This is a genomic window from Paraburkholderia sp. BL9I2N2 (genome assembly GCF_004339745.1).
Classification (GTDB): domain Bacteria; phylum Pseudomonadota; class Gammaproteobacteria; order Burkholderiales; family Burkholderiaceae; genus Paraburkholderia.
In genome coordinates, this window is record NZ_SMGP01000004.1 from 562,066 (window position 1) to 587,019 (window position 24,954).

Below are 24,954 nucleotides of genomic sequence, written 5' to 3' on the forward strand. Positions count from 1 at the left end.
TGTGGTTGCTGTGTTGACGCCGCATGCGTCAGTGTAGTGCCGTTTGGTGTCACTTAGTGACGCAGCGGCGGCTGCAGTTCCAGGCGGCGCGTGGCCACCTTGCCGCGCGTATCTTCGTCGTGAAAGATCCCGACGATCGCCGCGCCGCGCTCGCGCGCTTCGACGATCAGATCGGCGACCACGTCGCGGTTTTCCGCGTCGAGCGAGGCCGTCGGTTCATCGAGCAACAGTAGCGGATGCTCCGCGATCAGACCACGCGCGATATTCACGCGCTGCTGTTCGCCGCCGGAGAATGTGGCGGGCGCGAGCGACCACAGACGTTCCGGCACATTCAATCTGGCCAGCAGCGCGGCGGCGCGCGAGCGCGCTTCGTCTTCAGGGACGCCGCGCGAGAGCAGCGGTTCGGCGACGAGCGTGAGCGTCGGCACGCGTGGAATCACGCGCAAAAACTGGCTCACGTAACCGACCACGCTACGGCGCAGGCGCAGTACGTCGTGCGGTTCGGCGCCGGTGATCGACACGGGCCGGCCGTCATTTGCCGCATCGCGAATCGCAATCGAGCCGCGGCTTGCCAGGTAATTGCCGTACAGGCAGCGCAGCAGCGTGCTCTTGCCCGCGCCCGACGGTCCGACCAACACCACGCACTCGCCGCGCTCGACTTCGAGCGAGACGCCCGCGAGCGCTTCGATCTGCACGCCGCCCTGGCCATGCAAGATAAACGTCTTGCCGATGCCGACCGCGCGCAGCATCAGCGCCGCGTTGTCGATGAACGCGCGCTCGCCGGCGCGCGCTTCACTGCTTGTTTCAATGGATCGCATTGTGAGCCTCAAACCGGCAGAACCGAGGAAACCAGCGTTTGCGTGTACGGGTGCTGCGGATCGTCGAGCACCTGATCCGTCAGGCCCGCCTCGACGACTTCGCCACCCTGCATGACCATCAACCGATGCGCGAGCAAACGCGCGACGCCGATATCGTGCGTGACGATCAGCACCGACAGATGCAGCGTGGACGTCAGCGTGCGCAGCAGATCGAGCAGACGCGCCTGCACCGACACGTCGAGACCGGCGGTGGGTTCGTCCATGAAGACGAGCCGCGGACTGGTGACGAGATTGCGCGCGATCTGCAAGCGCTGCTGCATGCCGCCCGAAAACGCAGCGGGAAATTCGTCGATACGCGAAGCGTCGAGTTCGACGCGCTCCATCCACTGCGTGGCCGCGTAACGGATATCGCCATAGTGACGCGCGCCGACGGCCATCAACGGCTCGCCGATATTCGCGCCGGCCGAGACGCCGCTGCGCAGTCCGTCGCGCGGATTCTGCTGGACGAAGCCCCACTCGGTGCGCATCAGCAAGCGGCGGCGCGGTTCGGACAATGCGAGCAAATCGAGCTGGTCGCCATGCGTGGCCGTGTAGTGAAGCGAGCCGCTGTCGGCCGCGGTTTTGAGCGCGAGCGTGTTGAGCAGTGTGGTCTTGCCCGAGCCGGATTCACCGACAATGCACAACACTTCGCCCGGATACAGATCGAAGCTGACGTTTCTGCAGCCGTTGCGGCCGCCGTATTGTTTGGTGAGCGAGCGGGCGCTCAGAAGCGGCGTCATGCGGGCTCTCCTTTGCGTGCTTCGCGTGCCGGCAGATCGAGATCCGCGTCGCCGCGGCGTTCGTGGCAGTAGTCGCTATCGGAGCAGACGAACATGCGTTTGCCGGCGTCGTCCACGATCATTTCGTCGAGAAAGCTCTCCGTCGATCCGCACAGCGCGCACGCGTGCTGCCACTTCTGCACTTCGAACGGGTGATCGTCGAAGTCGAGGCTGCGCACCGGCGTGTACGGCGGAATTGCGTGAATGCGCCGTTCGCGGCCGGCGCCGAACAATTGCAGCGCGGGGTTCATATGCATCTTCGGATTGTCGAACTTCGGAATCGGCGAGGGCGAAGCGAGGTAGCGATGGTTGACGATCACGGGATAGTCGTAGGTGGTCGCAATGCTGCCGTGATGCACGATATCCTCGTAAAGCTTCACGCTGATCAGACCGTAGTCGGCGAGCGCATGCAGCTTCTTGCATTCGGCGACGCGCGGTTCGAGTCGAAACAGCGGCTCGGGCATCGGCACCTGATAGACGAGAATCTGCTTGTCGGTGAGCGGCGCTTCGGGAATGCGGTGACGGGTCTGGATGATCGTCGCGTCGACCGTGCGGCGCGTGGTCGCCACGCCGGTGGTGCGCGCGAAGAAGCGGCGGATGTTGACCGCGTTGGTGGTTTCGTCGGAGCCCTGATCGATCACCTTCAGCGTGTCCTCCCTGCCGATGATCGCCGCGGTGACCTGAATGCCGCCGGTGCCCCAGCCGAACGGCAGCGGCATTTCACGCGAGGCGAACGGCACCTGATAACCCGGCACGGCGACGGCCTTGAGCAAGGCGCGGCGCAGCATGCGCTTGGTCTGTTCGTCGAGGTACGCGAAGTTGTAGCCGTCGGCAGCGCTGTCGTATGACGCGGTTGACGCGGTGGCGAGAGATGTGTCGGGCGCGTTCATGCTGCCTGCTCCTGCTGAGCGTTGGATTGATCCTCATTCTGCATGGCGTGCTGCGCACGCAAACGGCGCACGAGTTCCAGCTCCGATTGGAAGTCGACATAGTGAGGCAGCTTCAGGTGCTGCACGAAACCGGACGCCTCGACGTTATCGCTATGCGAGAGCATGAATTCGATATCCTGTGTCGGCGAGGCAAGCGTTTCGCCGAGCTCTTCGGCGCGCAAAGCGCGGTCGACCAGCGCCATCGCCATCGCCTTGCGCTCCGAGTGGCCGAACGCGAGACCGTAGCCTTGCGTGAAGGTTGGCGGCACCGCGCCGCTGCCGGCGAACTGGTTGATCATCTGGCATTCGGTAATGTCGATGTCGCCGATTTCGACCGTTTCGCCTAGCTCGTCGAGTTCCATTTCCACGGCGATCGTACCGAAGCGGATCTCGCCCGCGAACGGATGCGAGTGCGCATAGCCGCGCTGCGTCGCGTAACCCATCGCGAGTAGGAAACCTTCGTCGCCGCGCGCGAGATTTTGCAGGCGTGTGGCGCGGCTCGCGGGAAAGGCGAGCGGCTCGCGCGACAGATCGCCGGGTTCAGGCGCATTCGGCGTGGGACGTTCCTGTTCGATCAACCCTTCCTTGTCGAGCAGACTGACGACGCGCGGCATCGCTTCCGTTTCCAATGCGGCGACTTGATTCGAAGGCGACGGCGCTACGCTAACAGCCCCATCGCCTTCAGCGAGCAACGCGAAATCCAGCAGACGCTGCGTGTAATCGTACGTCGCGCCCAGCAACTGCCCGCCGGGCACGTCCTTGAAGGTCGCCGAAATGCGGCGCTCCACATGCATCGCTTCGGTATCGATCGGCTGCGTGTAGCCGAAACGCGGAAGCGTGGTGCGATAGGCGCGCAGCAAGAAGATCGCTTCCACCAGATCGCCTGCGGCTTGCTTGATCGCAAGCGCGGCGAGTTCTTCATCGTAGACCGAGCCTTCGGTCATCACGCGCGCCACTGCGAGGCGCAATTGTTCGCGAATCTGCGCGACGCTGAGTTCGGCCAGCCGCGTGTCACCGCGGCGTGCCTTGTCGAGCAGACGCCACGACGCTTCGATCGCGCGTTCTCCACCCTTGACGGCAACGTACATCAGTTCACCTTCGCTTGAGTTGTGCGCGGCAGGCCGATCAGGCGCGCGCCGCAGACGAGATAACAATCGACGCCGCAAGGAAAGAGCGGCGCGAGCGCGGCGCGTTCGCGCCAGAAATGCTCGGGCAGGCCGACCGGCGCAATCGTCGCCGTGTGCTGGATGCCGGGGCCGCTCAGCACGATCGGCGCGCCGCCCGTCAGCGCGTCGACTCGGATCAACAGCGTCACCGATTGCTCGGGCGATTCCGCCGCGCCGAGCGCGAAGCGTTCCAGCGGCGGCAACGCGCTTGCGTCGTGGATATAGGCAAACGCGGCTTGGCCCGGTTCGTCGACGAGCGGCGCGCCGGTGTGAAAGCGCAATGCCGAACCCAGCGCCGTATCGGGTTGCGCGAGCCACACGGGCGTCGCGTAGTCGCAGAGCGCGAGCAGCGCGGCGAAGGCGGCGAGCTCGGCGCGTGTGGCCCGCCCTTCGGGCAGCACGTTCTCGATCACGCCGACCGTGCCCGGCCGCGACAGCGCGTCGAGCAGGGTGCGAAACACCGCCTGGGTGTCGTGTACCGGGTCTGCGAAACCCGGCGCTAAGGTGGATAACGCGGTGGACAATGCAATCTGTGAGTTTTCCATCAGTCGCCCCGGACCATCGTAAAGAATTCGACGCGCGTGGCCGCGGCGTCCTGTTGCCGCCCGGCGCGTTTCGCGGCCTGCTGCGTGGCAAACGGCTCGATCACTTGCTTATGCAAGACGGCGTGATGTTCAGGCATTTGCAGGAGCGCGTCTGCGAACGCAGCCAATTCGGCGCGGCGGCGGTCGCGGCCCAGATGGCACGCCACGCCGACAGCCGCGGCGGCGTCGCCCGACGCGCGCAGACGCAAGGTGGCGCGCGTTACCGTGGCTTCGCCGAGATTGAACGGATCGCCGCTGCCGCCGACGCGCCCGCGCACCATCGCAAGGCCGATCTCGGGTGGGCGCAGCCAGTCATACGTCGGAGTGGGGATGTCCCGCAGTGCGCGCTCGAGCGCGGCTTCGAGATCGGCGCGCGGCGTGCGGGCCAGGACGGCCATCCATGCGCGCCGGACAGCCGGTGGCGGAGCGGAGGAAGGCGAGGCGGAAGTGGCACTCATCGAATTTCCTGTTGATCCAGCGAGAAGACATTTGACCATCTATTCATCTAAACGTCTAGACGTTTAGAGATATGCTTGTCGAGCCGTGTAGCGCATGCTGGCCGTTTCACATTTCCATCACGGCTTGCGCACTACAATGCACGTCATAGAGAATATTTGAACCCAAGGGAATGACAGCACCATGACATCGAACGACAACGCGACGCCGGGCACGATGCTCGAACGCGGCGCGGGCGTTGCCGTGTGGCGGCAGATCGAGCAGATCCTGGCGGCGGAGATCGCCGCCAGCGGTTTCGGCGAAGAAGGGCGCCTGCCGAGCGAGGGCGAACTCGCGAAACGCTTCGACGTGAACCGGCATACCGTGCGCCGGGCCATGCTGGGTCTCGCGGCGTTGGGCCTCGTCAGCGTCGAGCAGGGGCGCGGCACCTTCGTGCAGCCCGGCGCCATCGACTATACGATTGGCCGCCGCACGCGGTTTACAGAAAACTTGCGCCAGCAGCATCACGCCGCGGCGGGCACGATGTTGTCGGCCGCGCGCGTGAAGGCCGAGCCGAGTGTCGCGAAGGCGCTGAGCCTGCGCGCCGGCGCGTCGGTCTACCGGATCGAATCGCTGCATGAATCCGACGGCGTGCCGCTCACGTTCGCGCGCAACTGGTATCCCGCGGCGCGTTTCGCGGACCTGCCGGAGGTGCTGGAGCGCACCGGCGGCATCACCAAGGCCATGGCGGAATTCGGCGTGCACGACTATCTGCGCAAGTGGAGCCGTATCGGCAGCGTGCTGCCCGAGCCGGAGGTGGCGCGGCGTTTGAACATCAACCGTCAGCAACCGGTGCTGTGGGTCGAAAACGTCGATGTCGATCTGCAAGGCACGCCGGTCAAATACGGCTTCACGCACTTTGCCGCGGACCGTGTGCAACTGCTGGTGGAGCACGACTTATGAGCGGCGCCGTATGGGGTGCCGACGCTCGTTTCGCTGTGTATTACGCGCCGTCGCGTGAATCGGCGTGGTGGCAGGCCGGCTCGGCGTGGCTCGCGCGCGACGCGGAAAGCGGCGAGCGCTGCGAATCTCCTCAACCTCCCGAGTTGACGCGTCCACTCGCAGAACTCACCGAAGCGCCGCGCCGCTACGGTTGGCACGGCACATTGGTCGCGCCGTTTCGACTCGCCGACGGTGTGACGCAGGCACACGTATTGCAAGCTACACGTGAGTGGGCGCGGACCCAAAGCGCATTCGCGTTGCCGGTGGAAGCCGCGACGCTCGGCGATTTCGTGGCATTGCGGCCCGCCGATGCGCAAGGCGAAGCCAGCATCCGCGACGTGGCCACGAGCGCGCTGCGAACGCTCGATGCCTTGCGCGCGCGGCAGTCCGCGGCCGATCTGGCGCGCCGTTTGGCGGCCCCGCTCAGCGAACGGCAACGCGCGTTGCTGATCGAATGGGGTTATCCGTACGTGTTCGACGAATTCCGATTTCACATGACGCTTTCCAGTTCGCTCGCCGATGCGCAGGAGCGCGCTACGCTGGTCACATGGTGGCAGGCGCGAACGGCCGCGCTCGGGCCGCTGCGTGTCGATCACGCCGCGCTCTTCGTCGAACCGGCTCCCGGCGAGCCGTTCGTGCTGTGGCAACGTATGCCGTTCCGGACCGACGAGGTGAAATAACAATGACAGGTCGTTTGATCTATGTAATGGGGCCGTCCGGCGCGGGCAAGGATTCGTTGCTGGAGTTCGCGCGCAAACACTTGATGGGCGAGCCGATTCTGTTCGCGCATCGCTACATCACGCGGCCGAGCGGCAATGGCGAGGCACACGTGGCGTTGAGCGTCGAAGAGTTCGCGGCGCGTTCCGTGCTCGGCCTGTTCGCGCTCGAATGGTCGAGCCACTCGCTGCGCTATGGCATCGGTATCGAACTCGATGTATGGCTGGCACGCGGCTGCACGGTAGTCGTCAACGGCTCGCGTCAGCATTTGCAGCATGTGCTGGCGCGTTATCCGAATACGGAAGTGGTGCACGTGGACGCCGCGCCGCATATTCTCGAAGCCCGGCTCGGCGCGCGGGCACGCGAATCGGCGGAACAGGTGGCGGCGCGGCTCGCGCGCCGCGCGCCGTTCTCGTTGCCGGATGGCGTGCGCTGCACCACGATCGACAATTCCGGCGAGCTGAACGAAGCCGGGCATGCGTTGATTGCGTTCCTCAAGGCGGAAGCCGACGTTCAGTAAGCCGTATTATTCGGCCATCGCCATGCGTTCCCGCGTGGCGTCCTGCAGGCAGGACACGAACTGCAGGACGGCCGGCGTCGGCAGCAGGCCGCGCCGCGAAATGATGCTCAGATCGTAGTTCGGCAGCGCCTCTTCGATCTGCGCGACGCGGATGCCGAGCGGCGCGACCATCTGCGCGAGCGGCCGCGTGAAGCAGCCGATCACATCGGTTTGCGACACCAGTCCGAGCGTCACCGCGAACGACGACGGCGCGCGCACCAGCCGCTTCGGCACCGGCAGGCCGTGCGCGTTGAACATCGCCATCATCACGCTGTGCGGGAAGTGATCGGCGCCCACGGTCACGATCCACTCCGCGTCGAGCAGTTCATGCAGGCGCGTCACGTTGGCCAGCGGATGCCCCGCGCGCATGGCGACGACGAACTGCGTCGAATAGAGCGGCGCTTGCACCAGATCGCTGTCGAGCGCCTGCACGTGATGGATCGCCGCGATATCCAGCGCGCCGTTGCGCAAACGCGCGACGGCGTCCGGGATCGTCACTTCTTCCAGATGCAGATTGACCAGCGGCATCGCGCGGCGAAACTTCGAGACCGCGTGGGGCAGCGCCGTGAGCGCGATCGACGGCATGGTGCCCACGCTGACCTTGCCGGCCAGTTCTCCCTTCACCTGTTCGACGGCTTCGACCGTGCGCCGCATGTCGCCCAGCAACTGCTCGGCGCGCGGCAGCAGCGCGAGCCCGCACGCCGTCAATTCGATGCCGCGCACGCTGCGCACCATCAATTCGGCATTCAGCGCGCTTTCGAGCTCGCGGATCGTATGCGTGACGGCCGGTTGCGTCACGCCGAGCTCGCGCGCGGCGGCGCGCAGACTGCGGTGATGGGCGGCGGCGACGAACGCCTGCAACTGCTGCGGTTTCATTGGGGTAATCCCGTATATAACGCTTGTTAATCGGGGTGAAAAAAACAGCATCTTATTCGAACAAAACGGCGTGGCTATAGTGCTCGCCTGTTGGCCGCGTTTTGATGCGGCCATGAATCCATGGAGCCCTAGAGATGAGCGAAGCCGCGCGTTTTACCGAAGTGTCCGACCTGGCGCCCGCCGCCGACAGCCTGCGCGAGATTCGCCATCACATTCACCACCACCCGGAACTGGCCTACGAGGAACACCAGACGAGCGCGCTGGTCGCCGAGAAGCTCGAGCAATGGGGCTGGCAGGTCACGCGCGGCGTCGGCCAGACGGGTGTGGTGGGCACGCTGAAGGTGGGCGACGGCAAGCGCAGCATCGGCATTCGCGCCGACATGGACGCGCTGCCGATCGTCGAGCAAACCGGCCTGCCGTATGCGAGCGGCACGCACGGCAAGATGCACGCATGCGGCCACGACGGTCATACGACGATGCTGCTCGGCGCCGCGCAACGGCTCGCGGCCACGCGCAATTTTTCCGGCACGGTGCATCTGTACTTCCAGCCGGCCGAGGAGAGCGGCATCGACAGCGGCGCGCTGAAGATGATCAACGACGGCCTGTTCGAGCGCTTCCCCTGTGATGCCGTGTTCGGCGTGCACAACCATCCGGGCGAAGAGCCGGGCGTGCTGCTGTTCCGCAAAGGGCCGTTCATGTCGGCGGGCGACAAGGCGATCATCACGATTGAAGGCGTCGGCGGCCACGCGGCGCGTCCGCATCTCACGGTCGATCCGGTGGTGGTGGCGGCGAGCATCGTGATGGCGTTGCAGACGATCGTCGCGCGCAACGTCGATCCGTCGCAACCGGCGGTGGTGACAGTCGGCTCGATGCATGCGGGCACCGCGAACAACGTGATTTCGAGCAGCGCGAAGCTGGAGCTGAGCGTGCGCTCGTTCAGCCCGGAAGTACGCGCGTTGTTGAAGAAACGCATTACCGAGCTTGCCGAAAGCCAGGCTGCGAGCTACGGCGGCAAGGCGCTGGTGGAGTACATCGAAGGCTATCCGGTGGTGGTCAATTCGGATGCCGAAACGGACTTCGCGGTGGAGGTGGCGCGCGAACTGGTCGGCGACGACAAGGTGGTCGCGCAGACCGACATCCTGATGGGCAGTCAGGATTTTCGCCCGCAAACCCAATACCATTAAGGGCTTTCTAATATTCCTTGAGCCAGTTTCTAATATTCACGCTGATTTTGGTATCTTCAGCACGATTTTGCTGACCGGAATATTGCGCTGCTTGAAGTACGTCTCAGTCGTCGAAATCTTGGCGTGCGCAGCCGCATCCTTGATCTCTTTCACGTCATAGCCGGCGCGCTCCGCGTCCGTCAGCGCCTTCGCTCGAATGTCCTTGATCGTGTATGACTGCTCGATCTTGACCGCCTTGCAGGCCCGTTTCCACACAGCTAGCGCCGACGTGTCACTCTGGAACTTTCCGTTCTGGTTGTGGATGACCAGATTCGATTTGATCTTGCCGGTGCTGCGCGCGCGCTCAAGCACTGCGTCAATTTCAGGCGTGATCGGCCAGTCGATGGCGAGGCCGCTTGAATCCCGTGTTTTCGATGGCATGAAGTGGATAACGCCATTGTCCCGGTCCACCCAGTTGCAATCGTCGCCATCTTTCTTCCAGAGTAGTGACCGAATCTCGGTCGAGCGCTGGGCGGTCAGGTAGCAGAGATCAACTAGGCATAGGATCATCGGATTCTGTTCTTCGAGGCGCGCGCGGATCAGCGCGAAGTGATCATCCGGGATATACACGTCGCGCGGCTTCGGCTGCTTCAGCTTGATGCCGTTGCATGGGTTCTCACCAGCGTAGTACCGCTTCTCCCGGCACCACTGAAAGAATCCCTTCAGGAAGGCGCGCAAGGCCCGCTGCATCGCCAATTTTCCCTTCCATAGCCCAAGGAAATCGACCACATGGGCGTTATCCACCTGCCTGACGTTCACATCCGAGAACACACGCTTAACATAGTCGCCATAGTAGTGCCAGCCGTCCTCGCGATGCTCGGCACGCTTCTCGCGCACATATTCCGCCACGCGCGCCGGCATGTCGCCCGATCCAGTTTCATCAGATTCGCGCTTGCGCTTCTCCGCTGCGAGCCGCTCCAGCATCTTCGGCTCGCCAGCATCAACCCGGCATAGCTTGATCCATGGGCCATTCTTCGGCACCCAGTACCAACTTCCGCTTTTCTGATAGACCCGATTGGGCAAGCCATCGGGGATCGTGCGGCGACGTGCGGCGTTCATTTCACTGCTCTCAATTTTTCTGGCCTCAGAAGCGGCCGTTGTTCTTCGATCGGCTCGGAAGTCACACCGGCGCGCTTTTTCTGGATGGCGTTGAAGGTTTCCCAGGTGATGACCGGGCTACCATCGCTGCGACGCGCCACGCTGACGCGCAGCTCACGCTTGAACCAATCCACCTGCTTAGAATAGCGCACGAAGCCGGTGACGCTTTCCAAGTCCTCCGTGGTCATCAGTCTCTCGCTCATTTCACACCCCAAGCCGTCTTACTGGTTTCGATTATGCGTTGTGCTGCTTCTGTCACCGCGGCCTCGCCATCATTGCAAGCTCCGCGCGCCGGTTGATCTCGGCAAAGTATCCAGTCATCTCGCCAGTGAGAACCGCATAGGTGCGCGGCTGCGCGATTGTCGCCGGATCGATGACCTGCTTCGGCGCTGGCCTCTTCCGCATATGCACAGATCCCTTTAGGATGAAGCACAGCGTTTTATGTGGCCGTATTGTCGCCAACTTACCCTCATCAACTAGGGCAAAAAGCACTCTCTTGACATCGACAGACTGCGCGCGAAGCTTGCGGCCCAGGTTGTACGGCGCATAAATCTGGCCCGGCTTGATCATTTCCAACAGGACTTCGCGGGTGACTTCTCTTTTTGGGTATGGCATGTCAATTCCCCCTCAAACCGCACAGATAGTCAGTCGATACTCCGAGCCGCGTCGCCAGACCTATCAGCGTCTCATAGCTCGGGTGAGTCTTGCCCTGCAACAGCAGGCATATGACGCTCTTGGTCGTGCCGATAGCGTCGGCGAGTTGCGATTGCGTCAGCCCGCGCGCTTCCTGGGCAAGCATGAGGCGCAAAGCAAAATTCCGGTCGTCTGGCATTCACTCCCCCGATACTGGTTTTTGAGACAGGGCGGCATCGCGAGCCGCTTCGAAGGCGCCGCGTTTGACGCTCACCACGAACACGACGTTTTCCCACTCGCCGGTCGCAATGTCGCGCATCGAAACGCAGTCCGTGCCGAACGAGACATCGACATATCCGCGCCGTTGCTTTGCGCCGGTGACTGAGTCGCTCAAGACTTGAACGCCGACGTTATCCACACCGACACGCTGGATCAGTTCATCGAGTTTCATCACGCCTCCGTCGGGTTTTGAGACAGGGCGCGGATCGCGTCCACTGCTTCGGCGATGCCGTTGTTCCAGTAGATTCGCGCGTCCACTTCATATGTCTTGCCGTGCTGGCACTTGATCGCTGCTTGCGCAGCTTCCTCCAGCACCGCATCCCTGTCCTGCGCTCCACCCTGCGCAGTGGGGGCGGCAAAATAGCGCGCAGGCTCTTTGCCGATGGCATCGCGCAGATCGGCGACCTTGTCTGCATCACTGGTCCATGCACGGATGAAGCGCTCGCCGTCGCTGCCGTACACTGGCTTGGGATCAGCGAACCAAACGTACAAGTCCGGATCCACCGCCCCCACAGTCGCCTGAGCGCTGGCAGCGGCGCGGCGGTTCCATTCGTCTCGCACCTCCTGGTAGGTCTGCGGGCATGGATCGGTCGAGAATCCCGCTCCGCTCGATGCGCGGCATGAGGAGCACTTGATGGACAGAAAGACTCCGCCTGTGTCGCTATCGTGTTCGCTGGCGATTCCTACTTTTGAACTGCCGCAAAACGGGCACGGCTTCAGTTCCTCGCTCACCGATCCGCTGTCTTTTGTGGTCATGGTTATTGTTTCCGCACGTATGGGTTGTTTTCGTGGTCCGTGAGTCCGGCAATGTAGTCAAGGCTCACGCCGAATAGCTTTGCGAGTTCGGCGGCCATCGTCAGGCCAGGCAGGTGCTCGTCTCGCTCCACTTCGCATAGGTAGGTTTGGCTCATGCGTATGCGGTTGGCCGCCTCTGAAGCAGATAGCCGCGCGTCGGTGCGCAATCGCCTGAGTCGGGCACCAATGGTTTCGGTCACATCGTGCATAGTTCCTCTGCTGTAAATAGTCCCTTCTGCGCTGGCGGCGGCCGGCTGTTGATTCGTTCGGTCCATGCTTTAGCCTCCCTCCAGTCGTTTGCATTGCGGCCCTGCTTGCGAGCTGCAAAACTCCATGCCATTGAATCGGCTGTGTACAGCAGGTCTTTCACGATCCACGAAGACAGCGCCGTAGATTTCAGGCCGAAGCCGTGCAGTCGAAGGTCGGGGCGCACCGCCTTGATTGCCATCAGCACGCGCTCGATTGCACGCGGATCGCCGTTGCGCTTGCAAACGGAGCCGACGCCGACCCATGCTCCATGCTTCAGCCGGTCGCCGTACATTTCGATGTGGCGCACATAGTCTTCAGGCGCATAACCCTGCAGCACCGGCATGATGTAGATGCCACCGACATCACACTTCATCAGGGCGTCGTATCTTTCGATGGTCATCTGCTGATGCTCGATGATCGTCTTGCCGGTGATCTTCAACATGTGGGCCTCGCACATGTAGTCCTGCGCAACGGCCGCCAGCAAATTCCCATTCGACGCCCAGCGCTTGATCTGCTCTGCGTATTCTTCAACGCCATTTGGATAGCCGCCATGCTTCAGGATCGTCGTGAAGGCCGCGCTGTCCAGAATCCAGTCGCCGACTTCGAAGCCAGACTTGCGACCCATCAGGCGATTTCGGCTGATGAACGCGGTGTCAAAGTGCTTTGCATCTGACGGCTGGTGCAGACCGGTGAAGAATCTCACTCGAACTGCTCCTTATCCCCCGTCTCTGCCGTCACCGCCGCGTCTGCGACTGGCCGAGTGGCTTGCGGAGCGGCGGATTGCTCGGCGGTGGTGAGAAGGGCGCGGACCTCTTCCTTGAACTCTGATAGGGGGCGCGAATCCTGCGCGATCAGGTAAATCTCGTCTAGTTGTTCGCCCGTCAGCGCTGCTACTGGGCGCGTGGATGTGGCGCGGGCTTCCTTCCAAAGAGCCCACCAGGTATCCAGATCATCATTACCGAACAGCTTTTCATGCGCATCCTCGGGCAAAGCTGCCAACTTCTGACATGCTGCCTCAAACGCCGCCCGCTCTGTCGGCGCTACTGGAGCGGGAGCGGCGGATTTCGCGGCTTGGAAGCCGTTCACATATGCGTCGGCCGCGACTTTTCGAATCACTGCCTCGCCGCTCTCCCAATTGTGGGGAAGGCTCATGTAAAACGAGTGAGCGTGCGAGCGCTGGCTATCGGTTAGCGGCGGCGGAATGTCGTCACCCTCGCTCGCGCTCTGGTCTGCACTGGTGGCGAGAGAGGTTTGCTGTTCCAGACACTCGATGTATCGCGCCACGGCAGATATTTCCTGGCCTTCCATGATGACGGCGCCCATACCGACTCGCGCCTTGAGCATCGAGACATGCTCGTCATCTTTACGGCGCAGAATCTCAGCGTCTGGTCGTTGGTTATCTCGCATTTCCGCTTCGGGTTGGTTGGTTTTCATGGTGGGGATCCTTTAGGCGGTCAAAATGGCAAATCAGAGTCGAGTTCAACATCGCGCATTGATTCCATTGCCTCGGATTGCCTCGGTCGCGGCACGGCCTTAACGCGGATGCGTGTCAAGTCTTTGCCTTTCAGGTCGTAGACGTCGCTCAGGTCGAGGAAGGCCTTGTATCGTGCTTTGCTGCGCGTGCTGGCGGTAACGGTGAAGACGGCTGGGTGATCCCAGTCGTCCCATCGGTCGCGCGGCAACAGGCACTTCCATTCCCGCAACGCCGGCACATCGACGATGTCGCCATACGCGACCTTGTCGGTCGGGTGATAGCGCCGTTCTTGCTCAGACTTGTCGCCGTCAATGACAACTAGGAGGTAATGACCATCAGCGCCGACGATCACGCCGCGCTCGCCGTAGCACGTCACCTGGCGGCCGCGCTCGGCGGGCACGCCGTAGTACTTGGTGATGTAGTCGAAACTCATATTCGTCTCTCTCAGGATGTCAGTTCAAACTTCGATTAGCTCGACGCCGAGCGTTTGGACTGCGTGCACTTCGACTTTGGTCAGGAATTTCGCGAAATCTTTCACTTTCAGATCGGCAGTTGACCAATAGACCTGAATGATTTCGCCGTCGGGCGTCGTGTACTCGTCCTTTAGCAAAAACAGACGGCGGAAATATTCCTTCCAGAATTCCATTGGGTATTGTTTCTTTCCGGCCCACGCGTGTTCGCTGATTTCTTCCAGTAACGCATGCAGTCTTTTGTTCTGCTCAAGCGTGCGCTTTTCCTGATAGGCCTCAACCGTGACCATCAAAGGCTGCTTGATCCTCGCCTGTTCCGCAGCATTTTCCTTGATGAAATTCCAAGCTTCCTTGGCATCTGCGGCTTCGCGGATCGTGAAAACTGGCATCACGCGTGCTCCTCTGCGATGGTTTGAGCGATCTGCTCGAAGTACTCGCGAGCGACATCGACCTTGCGTTTGATCTTGTCTTCGAGCGCCTTGTCTCGGGCATATGGAACGCGTGTAACGCGCAGCATCGGGTCGATGTGATCGACGTAATGGATGGCCTCAGGCTCGTAGCGGATCAGTTCATCTGGCGTGCTGACCATGCAGTAATCGATTTCCGACTCGTCTACGTTCCAGAGCATCATGTACCCGCGCAGCTGCCACTCATAATCCCTGTCCCGGCCAGCAAAGACCGTCGCCGGGAAGGTTGCGAGCGACCAGGGAGCCTTGATGTCGTGGATCTTGCGCCCGGTGAAAATGTCGCATTCTCCGGTAAGCCACTCGTTTTCGCGTCGTTCTGTGTTCTTGGTAAAGCTGGTGAAAAGGACCTCGTTCAGCAGGTCGATACATGCCTGCTCTACGATCAGCCCTTTTTCCATTTCCTTGCTAGTGACTTCCTTGACGTACCCGTAGACGAACTCTTTCGCGAGGTCTTCGATGTACGTCTTCGCACCGACAGACAGGATTTCATCCTTGGATTTCGGCTCGGTCATGATCTTGCCGAGAGACGAGCAACGGATTCTTAGCATTACTCCTCCATCGCGGCCTTGACCGCTTCGTTGACCTTTTCATCCTGCTCTGCCGTCAATTCGAACTGCGCGCGGAGCTTCTCAGTCGTGTACTCGCCGGCCTTGATCGACTTGATAGCGGCCTGAAGGCGGTCATCTGTGATCGGCTTGCGGCGCTTGGCTGGCGCAGTAGGGCGGATGCGCAGGCACTCAACCATGTCGCCGGCGAGCTTCGTCATGCTGGCGTACAGCGTGATCTGCTTGCCCGACCAGTCCTCGATATACGAGCCGTAGAGCTTCGCGATCGACTTGGAGTTGGTCACATTCAGGATCAGCGGCTTCTGGCCGATCAAATGCGCGACCGTGCATTCTTCTTTCTTGCCGCCCGTTCCCGTCACCTGCTCGCGCTGAACGTAGTCAATCGTCACGATCAGATCCTCGTCCGGTTGCAGCGCGTACGCACCGATGTAATCCGGGTTGATCAGTTTCTTCCAATGTGTTTTGGTGTCCATTTCGGCCCCTTCGCCGCAGTTCCGACAGGTTTTGATACCAGGCGATCGTTTCGAGAATTTCCCAAGCGTTTGTGCTTAGGTCGTCTTCCATTACGTCGCGCCCCGAATAACCAGCTCGATCCAGAACGCGACCGCAGAGCCAAGAAGCATCGCGATGAGCGGCCTGGCGTTGAACCATTGAGCGGCGCGCTTCACCGGATGCTCCCGTACGGCGTCACGCGGCGCTGCACTCGGTTCGCCGGCGCCAGCAAATACCGATCACCCAACTGTTCCTTCGCCTGGGCGATGCGGTCCTCGATCGAATCGACGTACTCGGACCATTCGCGCAGTTTTTCTTTTCGTTGCTGTTCGTATGCGTCAAACATGTCACTTCTCCTCGGGGACTTCTTCAACGCTATCAAGCTCAAATTTGTCGAGATCCTGAACTTCGAGTTCTTCGCAAACGAACACTCCATCGCCATTCTCGACAGCTATACGAGCTTCTTCTTCTGTCTCGGCGTCAACGTAATAGGTCTGCGATCCATAGACGCTGGATGCATTCGCTGTGAATGTGTAACGTTTCAAGTTAGCCTCCAAAAAACAGGTTCGCGAACGATTGCCCAAAGATCAGCAGCAGAAGAACGAGCGCCGTACCGATCCCGGCCAGCACGCAGAGGACTGCGACATATTGGTTGCTCATGTGCAGTTCTTCCATCGTGACCGGGCGGCGGTCGCGCCATTGCCTTCTTCTATGCATGGTCGTCATCACGATTGACCTCGGGCACGGAGATAATCGATCGTCGTCTTGGTGAATTCGCTATTGGCGCCGTAACCGAAGTACTCGCATGCAGCAACCACTCCAATAGCGCGTATAGCGTTCTCGAACTCGTCGCACGGGACATTCACCTTCGCCGGTGGCAATGCGCCAGCGCCAACGTCTTTGATCTCGCTCATGTCACGCCTCAATCGCGAGAAGGGACTGGATCTTCGCGTTGATCTCCGTGATGCGAGATTGAACTGCCGCCATCAGTTTTTGCTTCTCTTGCTCAAGCGACTCAACCAAACCAGGCCGTATGTCGAACCCATCGGGTATTTCGAATTCAATGGTGTGCGGCTTAACCATTACTTGCGGATCGCTCGAATACTTCGACGAGTCATATTCTCGGAAGATAAATTCCGGCTCTTCCATCCATTCATCCTGTTTTGCGATGATGAAACCTTCGACGATCACTTTCATTTCAGACTCCCCCCGCCAACCGGCGTTTAACGATCTGTTCTTTCGCCTGATCGAGCAGGCAGTAAATGGCGTGCACGTCCGAGTTATTGCCGTGAGCCAGAGCGGTCATGAACAACTCGCGCTGGGCCAGAGTGAATTCGCAGCACTCTTCCAGCAGATCGCTGAAATCGACAGCCTTCTCGATTTCTTCGCGCCGGTCGTAGGCGGCCAATGCGGCGTTATCTGCGCGCTCCTGTTCGCGATCAAAAAGCCACGATGCATCGCGCAACATGCGGGAGCCGGATACGAGGGATGGGATGGACATGACGACTCCTTAAGGGCAGCAGCGCGGCGATCCGCCGCAATAGTGCTTGTCAAAAGTTTCTATCGGCTCAAGCTCATCAATGCCTACGGGGGATTCGGTCCATTCGTCGCAACAACAGCAGCGGCATTGCAACTGCCCATAAAAAAGCCGGATGTTATCGACGTCTTCTAGGCGATCCTCCAATGCATCCAGTTCGGCCGTGTTGGATCTGTACGGAGCAAACGGACGCTTGAGCCAACTGGCGAAATCCATCTTCAGCCCCAGCAAACGTTGCGGTAATCGACAGTGCGACGGATGACCCAATGGCGCTTGCTTTCAGTCATCCACGGATCGATGCACGTCAATTCCATGTACGCGTTGGCGAGTAGGACGATTACGTTGTGCAGTTTCATCACACACCTCACAGCCGCCAGTTCAGGAATTCTTCGCGCTGCTCATCGGTCCAGCGTGGTTCGTGATTGCCCAACGTGCCGCAGCGACGCGCGCCGATGTTCACGTACGCCTTGTCCTTGTCGCCGTACACGCGGTCGATGATCAGGCCCATGCCCTGGGCGACCTTGGCTGCTGTGTCGAGCTTGCTTGCGCGGATGCGGATCAGGTCCATTTCGCTACCTCGTCGGTGTGTCGTGTTGATGAGGTAATCTTAGGCCGACCTAAACTAGAGGTCAAGAACTATTTTAGGCAGACCTTAATTTGTTGATGAACAAAAGCCCGCGCAAGGCGGGCCTTTGGCTCTACTGGTTTCGCGCTACTTCTCTTGCCAACTCGGCAAGCATCTCCACGCACTGCATCAGGCGTCGCACCGCGGGTGCTTCCTCTTGCAGCGGTTTTTCCCGTGTTCTTTGACGCTGGATTTTTATGATCCGACCTCGCTCGATCGGTGTTACGACTTGGTCACAGCCGGTTTGAGTTCCCACATATGCCCCCGTACTCCTTTAGGTAGGGATTACGCACCGTTGGTATGAACAATCTGGTGCGTTCGGCAATAGTGTCGCCTACGCAAACGTTTAACAAATAGGGTAAACCCGCTATTTGGGTAATTATCCAGCCTTTTGCTGCGACCTATCTTCCTTGCGCAGTAAGCGATTGATGAAATAGACGGCATCTTCTCTTTCACTTCCCTGAATGCGGTCAATTTCTTTTAGTCTTTCAATAATTTCAAGCATTTCATCAGACAATTTGCTTGAAGACGGCCGCATAGCTCCTTCCTTGAACATTAACCATTCGGGCCGGATGTTCAGCAATTTGCAAACGCGCAGCAGGTTCTCGCCAGTGATGTTCTTGGCCGGCTGGATCGTAGCGGCGCCCAGCCACGCTGATACGGAAGGCGTCTTGACGCCTAGAGCCTGGGCGAGCTGGTGAGGTTTGTACTCGCTTTCTGCGAGCGCCTTCGCGAGGCGTGTGTTCCAAGTTTCCATTAGTCGAGCCTAATTTATTTTTGTTTAGGTGCACCTTGCGTAATCGTTTAGGGCGGCCTAAAATGAGAAGGAAGTCACCACTTGAGGTTCCGCAATGGACCAATTTGCAAACACCGTCATCGACCGCCTGGGCGGAACGTCTGCCGTCGCGAGAATCTGCGAGTGCAAGCCTCCTTCGGTTCATCAATGGCGCACAGATGGAATCCCGAAGCCACGTCTTCAGTTCCTTCGTGTGGCGTATCCGAAGGCCTTCGAAGGCCTGGACCATCTGAAGCCGGCTCAGCCAGTCGCTGCCTAATCAACAACAACTCACTAACCCCTGAGGTACAGCCATGCGTCCGCGTGCGGAGTATCGAAACGAAGTCAAAACACGATTGCGCGACGAGGTCTACACGCGTCTTCAAAACTTCAAGCAACTCAACTTCATCGACAGCGACTCAGCAGCTCTCGCTCGCCTCGCTGAAATGCTGTTGTGTGGAATAGTGCCGGCCCAGCGACTTGTGGTCAGTGACGATTCAGACGATCGGTCCCCACTTGGGACGATTAGAGACGCCGCATGAGCGATGAAAAAAAGCAGGTGACGGTCGAACTGACCGCGGGGGAAGTTGAGGGCATAGACCAGAAGGCATCGGAACAGGGCGTTTCGACCCCTGACTTCCTGGCTTATTGCGTCCGTGCGATTTCTTTCGGCATTAGCTACGCCGTCAGCATGCTGCCCAAACAGGGCCAGTCTGGGACGAGTGAGGGATAAGTCATGGATCTGTTCTGCGCGGGTTGGATGATAGGCGTCATTGCGCTGTGCGCAGTCGGCTGCTGGAGGTCGGTGTGAATTTCTACAAGCACTATATCGGCGACTACCAACGCGACACAGGTCACCTGTCGGTCACCGAACACGGTGCTTTTCGTCTGATGCTGGACGTCTACTACGCGACTGAAAAGCCACTGCCACTCGACCGTAAAGCGCTTTACCGGCTTCTGCGTGCTGAGTCGGGCCTTGATCGCTTTGCCATCGATTCGGTCATCAATCAGTTTTGGGTCGAGACGAACGAGGGTTTTATCAATCGTCGCGCCGATGCCGAAGTCGCAAAAGCGGATAAGCAGGCCGAAGTAAATCGTCAGACGGCGATAGCACGAGAAGCAAAAAGACGTGAACGAGTCGCACACGAGGCTGCTACGAAATTAGCACAACTGAACGACGAACAGAGCACGAATCGTGGTACGGATCGTTTGACGATCGGTCAACGTAACCATAGCCATAGCCAGACAGTAAACCTAAACCCTCCCAGCCAAGGGATGGATTCACTTGCGCCTTTGCCGATCCGAAGGGGTATCGCATGACCGAACTCGAACTGCGACCGTACCAGGCCGCGGCAATCCAATCCCTTCGCCTTGGCTTGGGGGAAGGCTATCTTCGCCAGATGCTTTACGGGCCGACCGGATGCGGAAAAACGGCGCTGTCCGTTGGCTTGGTCAAAGGCGCCCGGCTCAAGGGGAAGCGCGTGGCGTTCCTCGCAAACCGGATTCAGCTGGTCGAGCAGGCGTCACGGACGTTTCGGAAGTACGGCATCGACCACGGCGTGATCCAGGGCGAAAACAGCCGGCGCGAATACGAAAACGTGCTGGTGTGCTCGATCCAGACCATCGCCAAGCGCGGCATTCCGGACGTGGATTTCATCATCATCGACGAGGCGCACGGCGTGGCCGGATCGAAGGATTACCGCGGCATCATCGAAACCTTCGCGGGGAAGCCCGTAATCGGCCTCTCGGCGTCTCCGTTCGCCAAAGGGCTTGGGAAGGTCTACGACAACCTGGGCGGCCCGCTGTTCGAGCGCATGGTGATCGCGTCGAGCATTCGCGAACTGATCGACGACGGCTTCCTTGTCGATTGCGACATCTACGCGCCGGGCGAACCGGACATGACCGGGTTCAAGCAGGTGAAAAACCGGTTTGGCGAACTCGATTATTCCGACATGGACGTTGGCGAAGCGACCGACAAGCCGGAACTGATCGGCGATATCGTCACGCACTGGATGCGGCTCGCCAAGGGCACGCCGACGGTTGTTTTCGCATCGAACATCGCCCACAGCAAGCACATCGTCGAGCAGTTTCTGGCGGCCGGAGTCACGGCGGAGCACATCGACTGCTACGACGACACGGACACGCGCCGCGAGACGCTCAAGCGCTTCGAGAACGGGCAGACGACGATCATCAGCAATTCCGCATTGCTCGCTGAGGGATGGGATGCGCCGTTCTGCCAAACGCTGATCCTCGCGCGCCCGACGAAAAGCCTGATCCGCTACCTGCAAATGGCCGGCCGTGTGCTGCGCCCGTCGGAAGGCAAGACGCGCGCGCTGATCCTCGACCATTCCGGCACCGTGAAGCACCTGGGCTTTCCGACGGACGATCTGCCGCTTGAGCTCGACGACGGCAAGCCGAAGAAGTCCGCTCAGGCGAAGAAGAAGGAAAAGCTGCCGACGGCATGCGCGAAATGCGCGTTCATGAAAACGGCGCACAAATGCCCGGCTTGCGGTTTCGCGCCGGAGAAGCAGAACGACGTGCAGATGGCCGACGGCGAGCTCGTCAAGCAGGACCGCACCGCGAAGAAGGTCAAGGCGACCCAAGCCGAAAAGCAGCAATTCTTCTCCGAACTGCTGGGCCTGAAAGCAATGCGCGGCTATTCCGACGGCCGGATCGCGAACATCTTTCGCGAGAAATACGGCGTATGGCCGAACGCGATGGAGAAGCTGGCGTGCGAGCCGTCGAAGGAAACCAGAGCTTATGTCCAGTCCCGGAACATCGCTTACGCCAAGGGGATGAAACATGCAGCGTGAACGCATCGGCGATCTATGCGTCGGCCGCTGGGAGTCGATCCTTGCGTCGTCCGGAATCGCAACCGAATTCCTCTCCAGCAAACACGGACCCTGTCCCATCTGCGCGGCCGGCAAAGACCGCTTCAGGTTCGACAACAAGGGCGGCCGGGGAACCTGGTATTGCAGCCACTGCGGCGCCGGAGACGGTTTCGCACTGTTGCAGAAAATCAACGGCTGGGCATTTCCGCAGGCTGCGCGCGAGGTCGAACGCGTTCTCGGAATGTCCCGGCAGGATGCGCCGCATCACGAATTCACGGACGAGCGTAAGCGCCAGATGCTGCGCCAGGCGTGGAAAGAATCTCGAGTCGTGGAAATGGGCGATCCGGTCTGGAATTACCTCGCGGGTCGTGTCGGAATCAAGACGGTGCCGCTCGCGCTGCGCTATCACCAGTCCCTGCGCTATGACGCCGCCCGATCGTTCCCGGCAATGCTCGGTGTGGTGACGATGCCCTACGGCTCGCCCTCGACGATGCACCGCACATGGCTTGATGGCAATGGCGGGAAGGCTCCTGTCGACGAAGCCAAAAAGGTAATGGCCGGAACCATCAGAACAGGTGCTATCCGTCTCGCGCCGGTTTCGCCGCGTCTCGGTATCGCGGAAGGGATCGAAACGGCGCTCGCGGCCTCGGTGCTATTCGGCGTGCCGACGTGGGCCGCGATCTCCGCGAACGGGATGCAGCAATGGGAGCCGCCGAAAGAAGTCCGCGAGGTGGTGATCTTCGCCGACAACGACGCGAACTACACCGGACAGGATGCCGCTTACGCGCTCGCCAAACGTCTGTCGCTTGCGGGCGTGTCGGTGGCCGTTCAGATTCCAGCATGCGTCGGCAGCGACTGGGCAGACGTGGCGAAAGAGGAATTGTCATGACCCGCGCCGAATCCGCCTATCTCGGCAAAGTCGCGCGCCTCGGCTGCGCATGCTGCCAGCTGCTCGGCGTTGGCGAAGAAGATACGCCGGTCGAGATCCACCACATTCGCGAAGGGCAGGGAATGGCCCAGCGTGCGCCGCACTGGCTTGCCGTGCCGCTTTGTGTGCCGTGCCATCGCGGGGACCGAGGTGTGCATGGGGACCGCTCAATTCTCCGGCAACTCAAGTGCACGGAGCTTGAACTGCTGTCGTGGGTAATTTCGAGGACGCAATCATGAGCGTTAAACCGGGCCAGATATGGCGCGAAGTCGATATGCGGTTTTCCCGCTACGTGAAAATCGTGAGCATTTTCGAAGACGGCAAGCGAGCAGTGATCCATTCCGTGAACCCTCATACGCATGAAAAAGCCGGTCCCATCACAAAAGCAAGCGTGACCAGATTTAACGGGAAGCACGGTGGCTATGAGCTTGTCAAGGAGCCCGCATGATCTCAAGCACGCGCGCGGGAAAGAAGGATAAGCGCCGGAAGCTTTCGCGCTTATGGATGATCTGGCCGACGGGCGCGCTCGAATGGACGATTACCCAGTCGCCAGAACTAGCTAAGCACGCCGCGAAGCAGGGTTGGTCTGTGATCGAGTTCCGTGAGGTGCGGCCATGAAATACGCCCGACGCGCCGACGGCAATCAAGTCGATATCGTGGCCGCTCTACGTGCCAATGATTGCCTCGTCACGCCCACGCACACAATCGGCGGCGGATTCCCTGACCTGGTTGTCATGTACCGGCCAACCAAGCGGATCTGCCTGATCGAAGTGAAAGACCCATCTAAGCCCGCATCCGACCGCAAGCTCACGCCGGCGCAGCAAGAGTTCCACGCCAGTTGGAGCGGCCCGATTTACGTCGTAGAGACGCCCGAGCAGGCCATAGCAGCGGCCACCGCGAACACCTAAACAGCAGCACTGACCCTAGGAGATTTACATGCTTCAGCAAACAAACGCATTCGCCCGAGCCAAATTGATGATGGCGCAGATCGCCGCCGCAATGGCTTTCACCAGCGCTATCCAGCGGCAAGCGGCGCTTGCTCAGATCGGCTCATATGAATCGCATGGAAAGGGAAGCGGAAAGACGTCGCCGTCCCGTCGCTGCGTAGCAATGGACAAGCGAGCAGCACGCAAGGCGCGAGGCGTGAAGCGTCACAAAGCGGCAATGCGCCGCGCCTGAGGAGGCAGCATGACCCCCACCCTAATCGTCCTCGCACTCGCTGCGGGCCTGTGGATTGTTGGAAGACTGCTCGACGGCGGGGGTTCGGATGTGCTTCGGTGACCCTGCCAAATCATTAGCGCTCGCCCGCGCCCGCATGACTCCCGAGCAATGGGATCGCTTCGAGCGCGAGTTTAAGGTGTTCTGCGATATCCACGGCCTGCCGGACAAGTGGGCGTACTGGCCTACGTATGACTGGGCACGGTGGGCGTTCTTCAAGGGTCGCCAGCACGGCGAATCGGCAGCCGATCGGCGCAGCGCGTCCGCCTACTTCGAGAAAATCGCCATCGCCATGATGACGGATGAGCAGGCGCAGGCGAGTCTGGAGCGGTGGATGCAACTCGATTTGGAGAGAGGCGCATGAAACCAATAATCTTTCTGGTATCGACGCTGGCACTTTTGGTCATTGGATCGATTGCCTACGAACGGATGCTATGGAACGAATGCCGCGCTGATCATTCGTGGTTCTACTGCGTACGCGTGCTTGGATCGCGATGACCTACAGCCGCATGGACATCGAAATCGAACGAACGGGAGGTTACGCAATGCCAATCATGACGGAATGTAACAGCGGCGCATGGCTCAAAGAGGTCAGAAAGCGCGTAGACCGGCTACAGGCGGCACTCGTCACTGGCGACAGGGACAGGGCGCAGATTGAGGCGCGTGAACTTGTGGCGGCGTCGCAGATTGCCTACGAGGAAGTGGTGCATGAGGCGAGAAAGGTATGAATTTCTACGTCTACGAGCTTGTCTCCGAGTCCGGCGCTGTTATGTATATCGGCAAGGGGAGCGGTCGTCGTCTAGCGGTCCAACGAAAGGCGTTTCAACTGGACGGTCATGAAGTCGCCAGATTCAAGTCCGAGAAGGACGCCTACCAATTCGAACGACAACGGATTGACGAATTGAAGCCGTTCCTTAATATTCATCCGGGCGGAAATGGTGGCACCGTGCAGAAGAAGCGAAAACCTCGCATTACGGAGTTCGAGAAGGAATGCCTTCGATTGGGATCAAAGGTGGTGGCCGCACGTCTTGCGCTTCGATTCGGAGAGCATCTGGTCGAGCCATCTAAGTTAGACGCAGTTAGAAAGGTGGCGTATGGCTAAGGGATATAAGACCGGTGGACGCGTCAAGGGGTCCGTGAACAGGGTGACAGCAGACATTAAGGCTTTGGCACAGTCTTTCGGAGCCGAGGCCATACAGACGCTTGTATCGATTGCTCAGGCGTCGGAGAGCGATCAAGCCAAGATCAGCGCCGTAAAGGAATTGCTGGACCGTGGCTACGGAAAGGCTGTTCAGGCGATGGAGATTGCTGGGAAGGACGGCGCTCCGGCTGTGCAGATCAAGATCGTGAAGTCGGAGGGGAAATGACCGCCATATAACCGAAAGTCATT

At 60.2% G+C, this 24,954-nt stretch carries 43 protein-coding genes and 1 pseudogene; 16 read left to right on the forward strand and 28 right to left on the reverse strand.

Going from position 1 to position 24,954, the window contains the following annotated elements:
- Window positions 1-53: 53 nt before the first annotated feature.
- From phnL to phnG, 6 genes are read right to left on the reverse strand one after another with little or no spacing between them, the layout of a single operon-like run.
- Window positions 54-818: a phosphonate C-P lyase system protein PhnL gene (gene phnL, locus B0G74_RS38820; protein ID WP_132382238.1), complete on the reverse strand. Its 765-nt coding sequence runs from the start codon at window positions 816-818 to the stop codon at window positions 54-56.
- 8 nt (window positions 819-826) lie between these two features.
- Window positions 827-1,597 carry a phosphonate C-P lyase system protein PhnK gene (gene phnK, locus B0G74_RS38825; RefSeq protein WP_132382240.1) on the reverse strand — a complete coding sequence of 257 codons (771 nt, stop codon included), beginning with the start codon at window positions 1,595-1,597 and terminating at the stop codon, window positions 827-829.
- Window positions 1,594-2,526 carry an alpha-D-ribose 1-methylphosphonate 5-phosphate C-P-lyase PhnJ gene (locus B0G74_RS38830; protein ID WP_132382242.1) on the reverse strand — a complete coding sequence of 311 codons (933 nt, stop codon included), beginning with the start codon at window positions 2,524-2,526 and terminating at the stop codon, window positions 1,594-1,596. Before B0G74_RS38830 ends, phnK begins: the two co-directional genes overlap by 4 nt.
- On the reverse strand, window positions 2,523-3,653 hold the full coding sequence (locus B0G74_RS38835; RefSeq protein WP_132382243.1) for a carbon-phosphorus lyase complex subunit PhnI: 1,131 nt from the start codon (window positions 3,651-3,653) through the stop codon (window positions 2,523-2,525). Before B0G74_RS38835 ends, B0G74_RS38830 begins: the two co-directional genes overlap by 4 nt.
- Window positions 3,653-4,276, reverse strand: coding sequence for a phosphonate C-P lyase system protein PhnH (phnH, locus tag B0G74_RS38840; RefSeq protein ID WP_132382245.1), 624 nt, complete (start codon window positions 4,274-4,276; stop codon window positions 3,653-3,655). Before phnH ends, B0G74_RS38835 begins: the two co-directional genes overlap by 1 nt.
- Window positions 4,276-4,773, reverse strand: coding sequence for a phosphonate C-P lyase system protein PhnG (gene phnG / locus B0G74_RS38845; RefSeq protein WP_132382247.1), 498 nt, complete (start codon window positions 4,771-4,773; stop codon window positions 4,276-4,278). The genes phnH and phnG overlap by 1 nt, the downstream gene beginning before the upstream one ends.
- A gap of 181 nt (window positions 4,774-4,954) precedes the next feature.
- Between phnG and phnF the strand changes: the two genes are divergently transcribed.
- From phnF to phnN, 3 genes are read left to right on the forward strand one after another with little or no spacing between them, the layout of a single operon-like run.
- Window positions 4,955-5,713: a phosphonate metabolism transcriptional regulator PhnF gene (gene phnF, locus B0G74_RS38850; RefSeq protein ID WP_132382249.1), complete on the forward strand. Its 759-nt coding sequence runs from the start codon at window positions 4,955-4,957 to the stop codon at window positions 5,711-5,713.
- A complete protein-coding gene (locus B0G74_RS38855; protein ID WP_132382251.1) occupies window positions 5,710-6,432 on the forward strand; it encodes a DUF1045 domain-containing protein in 723 nt (240 codons plus the stop codon). Before phnF ends, B0G74_RS38855 begins: the two co-directional genes overlap by 4 nt.
- Window positions 6,433-6,434: 2 nt before the next feature.
- A complete protein-coding gene (gene phnN, locus B0G74_RS38860; protein ID WP_132382253.1) occupies window positions 6,435-6,989 on the forward strand; it encodes a phosphonate metabolism protein/1,5-bisphosphokinase (PRPP-forming) PhnN in 555 nt (184 codons plus the stop codon).
- Window positions 6,990-6,995: 6 nt separating this feature from the next.
- On the opposite strand, the gene B0G74_RS38865 is transcribed toward phnN, so the two are convergent.
- On the reverse strand, window positions 6,996-7,904 hold the full coding sequence (locus B0G74_RS38865; protein ID WP_132382255.1) for a LysR substrate-binding domain-containing protein: 909 nt from the start codon (window positions 7,902-7,904) through the stop codon (window positions 6,996-6,998).
- A 134-nt stretch (window positions 7,905-8,038) separates the two neighbouring features.
- Here B0G74_RS38865 and B0G74_RS38870 point away from each other — a divergent pair.
- A pseudogene (locus B0G74_RS38870) lies at window positions 8,039-9,064 on the forward strand (amidohydrolase); the annotation flags it as partial.
- 60 nt (window positions 9,065-9,124) lie between these two features.
- On the opposite strand, the gene B0G74_RS38875 reads toward B0G74_RS38870, so the two are convergent.
- From B0G74_RS38875 to B0G74_RS38970, 21 genes are all read right to left on the reverse strand, one after another.
- Window positions 9,125-10,186 carry a tyrosine-type recombinase/integrase gene (locus B0G74_RS38875; RefSeq protein WP_132382257.1) on the reverse strand — a complete coding sequence of 354 codons (1,062 nt, stop codon included), beginning with the start codon at window positions 10,184-10,186 and terminating at the stop codon, window positions 9,125-9,127.
- Complete coding sequence (locus B0G74_RS38880) at window positions 10,183-10,413, reverse strand: DUF4224 domain-containing protein (RefSeq protein WP_243658526.1); 231 nt, start codon at window positions 10,411-10,413, stop codon at window positions 10,183-10,185. Before B0G74_RS38880 ends, B0G74_RS38875 begins: the two co-directional genes overlap by 4 nt.
- Window positions 10,414-10,480: 67 nt before the next feature.
- Window positions 10,481-10,840, reverse strand: coding sequence for a hypothetical protein (locus B0G74_RS38885; RefSeq protein ID WP_132382260.1), 360 nt, complete (start codon window positions 10,838-10,840; stop codon window positions 10,481-10,483).
- A gap of 1 nt (window position 10,841) precedes the next feature.
- The gene (locus B0G74_RS38890; protein WP_132382262.1) at window positions 10,842-11,057 is read right to left on the reverse strand and encodes a helix-turn-helix transcriptional regulator; all 216 of its coding nucleotides are present in this window, start codon (window positions 11,055-11,057) and stop codon (window positions 10,842-10,844) included.
- Window positions 11,058-11,309, reverse strand: coding sequence for a hypothetical protein (locus B0G74_RS38895; RefSeq protein WP_132382264.1), 252 nt, complete (start codon window positions 11,307-11,309; stop codon window positions 11,058-11,060).
- A complete protein-coding gene (locus B0G74_RS38900; protein WP_132382266.1) occupies window positions 11,309-11,893 on the reverse strand; it encodes a Lar family restriction alleviation protein in 585 nt (194 codons plus the stop codon). The genes B0G74_RS38895 and B0G74_RS38900 overlap by 1 nt, the downstream gene beginning before the upstream one ends.
- 2 nt (window positions 11,894-11,895) lie before the next feature.
- Window positions 11,896-12,141, reverse strand: a complete 246-nt coding sequence (locus tag B0G74_RS38905; protein WP_165924015.1) for a helix-turn-helix transcriptional regulator — start codon at window positions 12,139-12,141, stop codon at window positions 11,896-11,898.
- Window positions 12,129-12,884, reverse strand: coding sequence for a DUF4168 domain-containing protein (locus B0G74_RS38910; protein WP_132382269.1), 756 nt, complete (start codon window positions 12,882-12,884; stop codon window positions 12,129-12,131). Before B0G74_RS38910 ends, B0G74_RS38905 begins: the two co-directional genes overlap by 13 nt.
- Window positions 12,881-13,615 carry a hypothetical protein gene (locus tag B0G74_RS38915; protein ID WP_132382271.1) on the reverse strand — a complete coding sequence of 245 codons (735 nt, stop codon included), beginning with the start codon at window positions 13,613-13,615 and terminating at the stop codon, window positions 12,881-12,883. Before B0G74_RS38915 ends, B0G74_RS38910 begins: the two co-directional genes overlap by 4 nt.
- 20 nt (window positions 13,616-13,635) lie before the next feature.
- A complete protein-coding gene (locus tag B0G74_RS38920; protein ID WP_207915782.1) occupies window positions 13,636-14,088 on the reverse strand; it encodes a hypothetical protein in 453 nt (150 codons plus the stop codon).
- Window positions 14,089-14,112: 24 nt separating this feature from the next.
- Window positions 14,113-14,514, reverse strand: coding sequence for a recombination protein NinB (locus B0G74_RS38925; RefSeq protein WP_132382272.1), 402 nt, complete (start codon window positions 14,512-14,514; stop codon window positions 14,113-14,115).
- Entirely contained in the window at window positions 14,514-15,104 is a 591-nt protein-coding gene (locus B0G74_RS38930; protein WP_243658527.1) for a hypothetical protein, read from the reverse strand. Before B0G74_RS38930 ends, B0G74_RS38925 begins: the two co-directional genes overlap by 1 nt.
- 35 nt (window positions 15,105-15,139) lie before the next feature.
- Window positions 15,140-15,631, reverse strand: coding sequence for a hypothetical protein (locus B0G74_RS38935; RefSeq protein ID WP_132382276.1), 492 nt, complete (start codon window positions 15,629-15,631; stop codon window positions 15,140-15,142).
- A 191-nt stretch (window positions 15,632-15,822) separates the two neighbouring features.
- Window positions 15,823-15,996, reverse strand: a complete 174-nt coding sequence (locus B0G74_RS46045) for a hypothetical protein (RefSeq protein ID WP_165924016.1) — start codon at window positions 15,994-15,996, stop codon at window positions 15,823-15,825.
- Between the two features lies 1 nt (window position 15,997).
- Window positions 15,998-16,195 carry a hypothetical protein gene (locus B0G74_RS38940; protein WP_132382277.1) on the reverse strand — a complete coding sequence of 66 codons (198 nt, stop codon included), beginning with the start codon at window positions 16,193-16,195 and terminating at the stop codon, window positions 15,998-16,000.
- Between the two features lies 1 nt (window position 16,196).
- Window positions 16,197-16,379, reverse strand: a complete 183-nt coding sequence (locus B0G74_RS38945; protein ID WP_132382279.1) for a hypothetical protein — start codon at window positions 16,377-16,379, stop codon at window positions 16,197-16,199.
- Entirely contained in the window at window positions 16,376-16,564 is a 189-nt protein-coding gene (locus B0G74_RS38950; protein WP_132382281.1) for a hypothetical protein, read from the reverse strand. The genes B0G74_RS38945 and B0G74_RS38950 overlap by 4 nt, the downstream gene beginning before the upstream one ends.
- A 1-nt stretch (window position 16,565) precedes the next feature.
- On the reverse strand, window positions 16,566-16,847 hold the full coding sequence (locus B0G74_RS38955; protein ID WP_132382282.1) for a hypothetical protein: 282 nt from the start codon (window positions 16,845-16,847) through the stop codon (window positions 16,566-16,568).
- A 1-nt stretch (window position 16,848) separates the two neighbouring features.
- Window positions 16,849-17,118: a hypothetical protein gene (locus tag B0G74_RS38960; RefSeq protein ID WP_132382284.1), complete on the reverse strand. Its 270-nt coding sequence runs from the start codon at window positions 17,116-17,118 to the stop codon at window positions 16,849-16,851.
- A gap of 433 nt (window positions 17,119-17,551) precedes the next feature.
- Entirely contained in the window at window positions 17,552-17,755 is a 204-nt protein-coding gene (locus tag B0G74_RS38965; RefSeq protein WP_132382286.1) for a hypothetical protein, read from the reverse strand.
- A gap of 436 nt (window positions 17,756-18,191) precedes the next feature.
- Window positions 18,192-18,569 (reverse strand): helix-turn-helix domain-containing protein, encoded by a 378-nt coding sequence (locus B0G74_RS38970; RefSeq protein ID WP_132382288.1) that lies wholly within the window; start codon window positions 18,567-18,569, stop codon window positions 18,192-18,194.
- A 556-nt stretch (window positions 18,570-19,125) separates the two neighbouring features.
- Here B0G74_RS38970 and B0G74_RS38985 point away from each other — a divergent pair.
- The 12 genes from B0G74_RS38985 to B0G74_RS39035 all read left to right on the forward strand — a co-directional run bounded on the left by B0G74_RS38985 (window position 19,126) and on the right by B0G74_RS39035 (window position 24,931).
- Window positions 19,126-19,320, forward strand: a complete 195-nt coding sequence (locus B0G74_RS38985) for a hypothetical protein (protein ID WP_132382293.1) — start codon at window positions 19,126-19,128, stop codon at window positions 19,318-19,320.
- A 74-nt stretch (window positions 19,321-19,394) separates the two neighbouring features.
- On the forward strand, window positions 19,395-19,907 hold the full coding sequence (locus tag B0G74_RS38990) for a YdaU family protein (protein ID WP_165924017.1): 513 nt from the start codon (window positions 19,395-19,397) through the stop codon (window positions 19,905-19,907).
- Window positions 19,904-21,400, forward strand: coding sequence for a DEAD/DEAH box helicase (locus tag B0G74_RS38995; RefSeq protein WP_132382296.1), 1,497 nt, complete (start codon window positions 19,904-19,906; stop codon window positions 21,398-21,400). Before B0G74_RS38990 ends, B0G74_RS38995 begins: the two co-directional genes overlap by 4 nt.
- On the forward strand, window positions 21,390-22,307 hold the full coding sequence (locus tag B0G74_RS39000; protein WP_132382298.1) for a toprim domain-containing protein: 918 nt from the start codon (window positions 21,390-21,392) through the stop codon (window positions 22,305-22,307). Before B0G74_RS38995 ends, B0G74_RS39000 begins: the two co-directional genes overlap by 11 nt.
- On the forward strand, window positions 22,304-22,585 hold the full coding sequence (locus tag B0G74_RS39005) for a Ref family recombination enhancement nuclease (protein ID WP_132382300.1): 282 nt from the start codon (window positions 22,304-22,306) through the stop codon (window positions 22,583-22,585). The genes B0G74_RS39000 and B0G74_RS39005 overlap by 4 nt, the downstream gene beginning before the upstream one ends.
- On the forward strand, window positions 22,582-22,794 hold the full coding sequence (locus B0G74_RS39010) for a hypothetical protein (protein WP_132382302.1): 213 nt from the start codon (window positions 22,582-22,584) through the stop codon (window positions 22,792-22,794). The genes B0G74_RS39005 and B0G74_RS39010 overlap by 4 nt, the downstream gene beginning before the upstream one ends.
- Window positions 22,791-22,964: a hypothetical protein gene (locus tag B0G74_RS46050; RefSeq protein WP_165924018.1), complete on the forward strand. Its 174-nt coding sequence runs from the start codon at window positions 22,791-22,793 to the stop codon at window positions 22,962-22,964. The genes B0G74_RS39010 and B0G74_RS46050 overlap by 4 nt, the downstream gene beginning before the upstream one ends.
- Window positions 22,961-23,254: a VRR-NUC domain-containing protein gene (locus B0G74_RS39015; RefSeq protein ID WP_132382304.1), complete on the forward strand. Its 294-nt coding sequence runs from the start codon at window positions 22,961-22,963 to the stop codon at window positions 23,252-23,254. Before B0G74_RS46050 ends, B0G74_RS39015 begins: the two co-directional genes overlap by 4 nt.
- 407 nt (window positions 23,255-23,661) lie before the next feature.
- Window positions 23,662-23,928: a hypothetical protein gene (locus B0G74_RS39020; protein ID WP_132382306.1), complete on the forward strand. Its 267-nt coding sequence runs from the start codon at window positions 23,662-23,664 to the stop codon at window positions 23,926-23,928.
- Between the two features lie 130 nt (window positions 23,929-24,058).
- On the forward strand, window positions 24,059-24,292 hold the full coding sequence (locus tag B0G74_RS39025) for a hypothetical protein (protein WP_132382308.1): 234 nt from the start codon (window positions 24,059-24,061) through the stop codon (window positions 24,290-24,292).
- Complete coding sequence (locus B0G74_RS39030; protein ID WP_132382310.1) at window positions 24,289-24,666, forward strand: hypothetical protein; 378 nt, start codon at window positions 24,289-24,291, stop codon at window positions 24,664-24,666. Before B0G74_RS39025 ends, B0G74_RS39030 begins: the two co-directional genes overlap by 4 nt.
- 43 nt (window positions 24,667-24,709) lie before the next feature.
- Window positions 24,710-24,931: a hypothetical protein gene (locus tag B0G74_RS39035; protein WP_207915783.1), complete on the forward strand. Its 222-nt coding sequence runs from the start codon at window positions 24,710-24,712 to the stop codon at window positions 24,929-24,931.
- The last annotated feature ends 23 nt before the right edge of the window (window positions 24,932-24,954 follow it).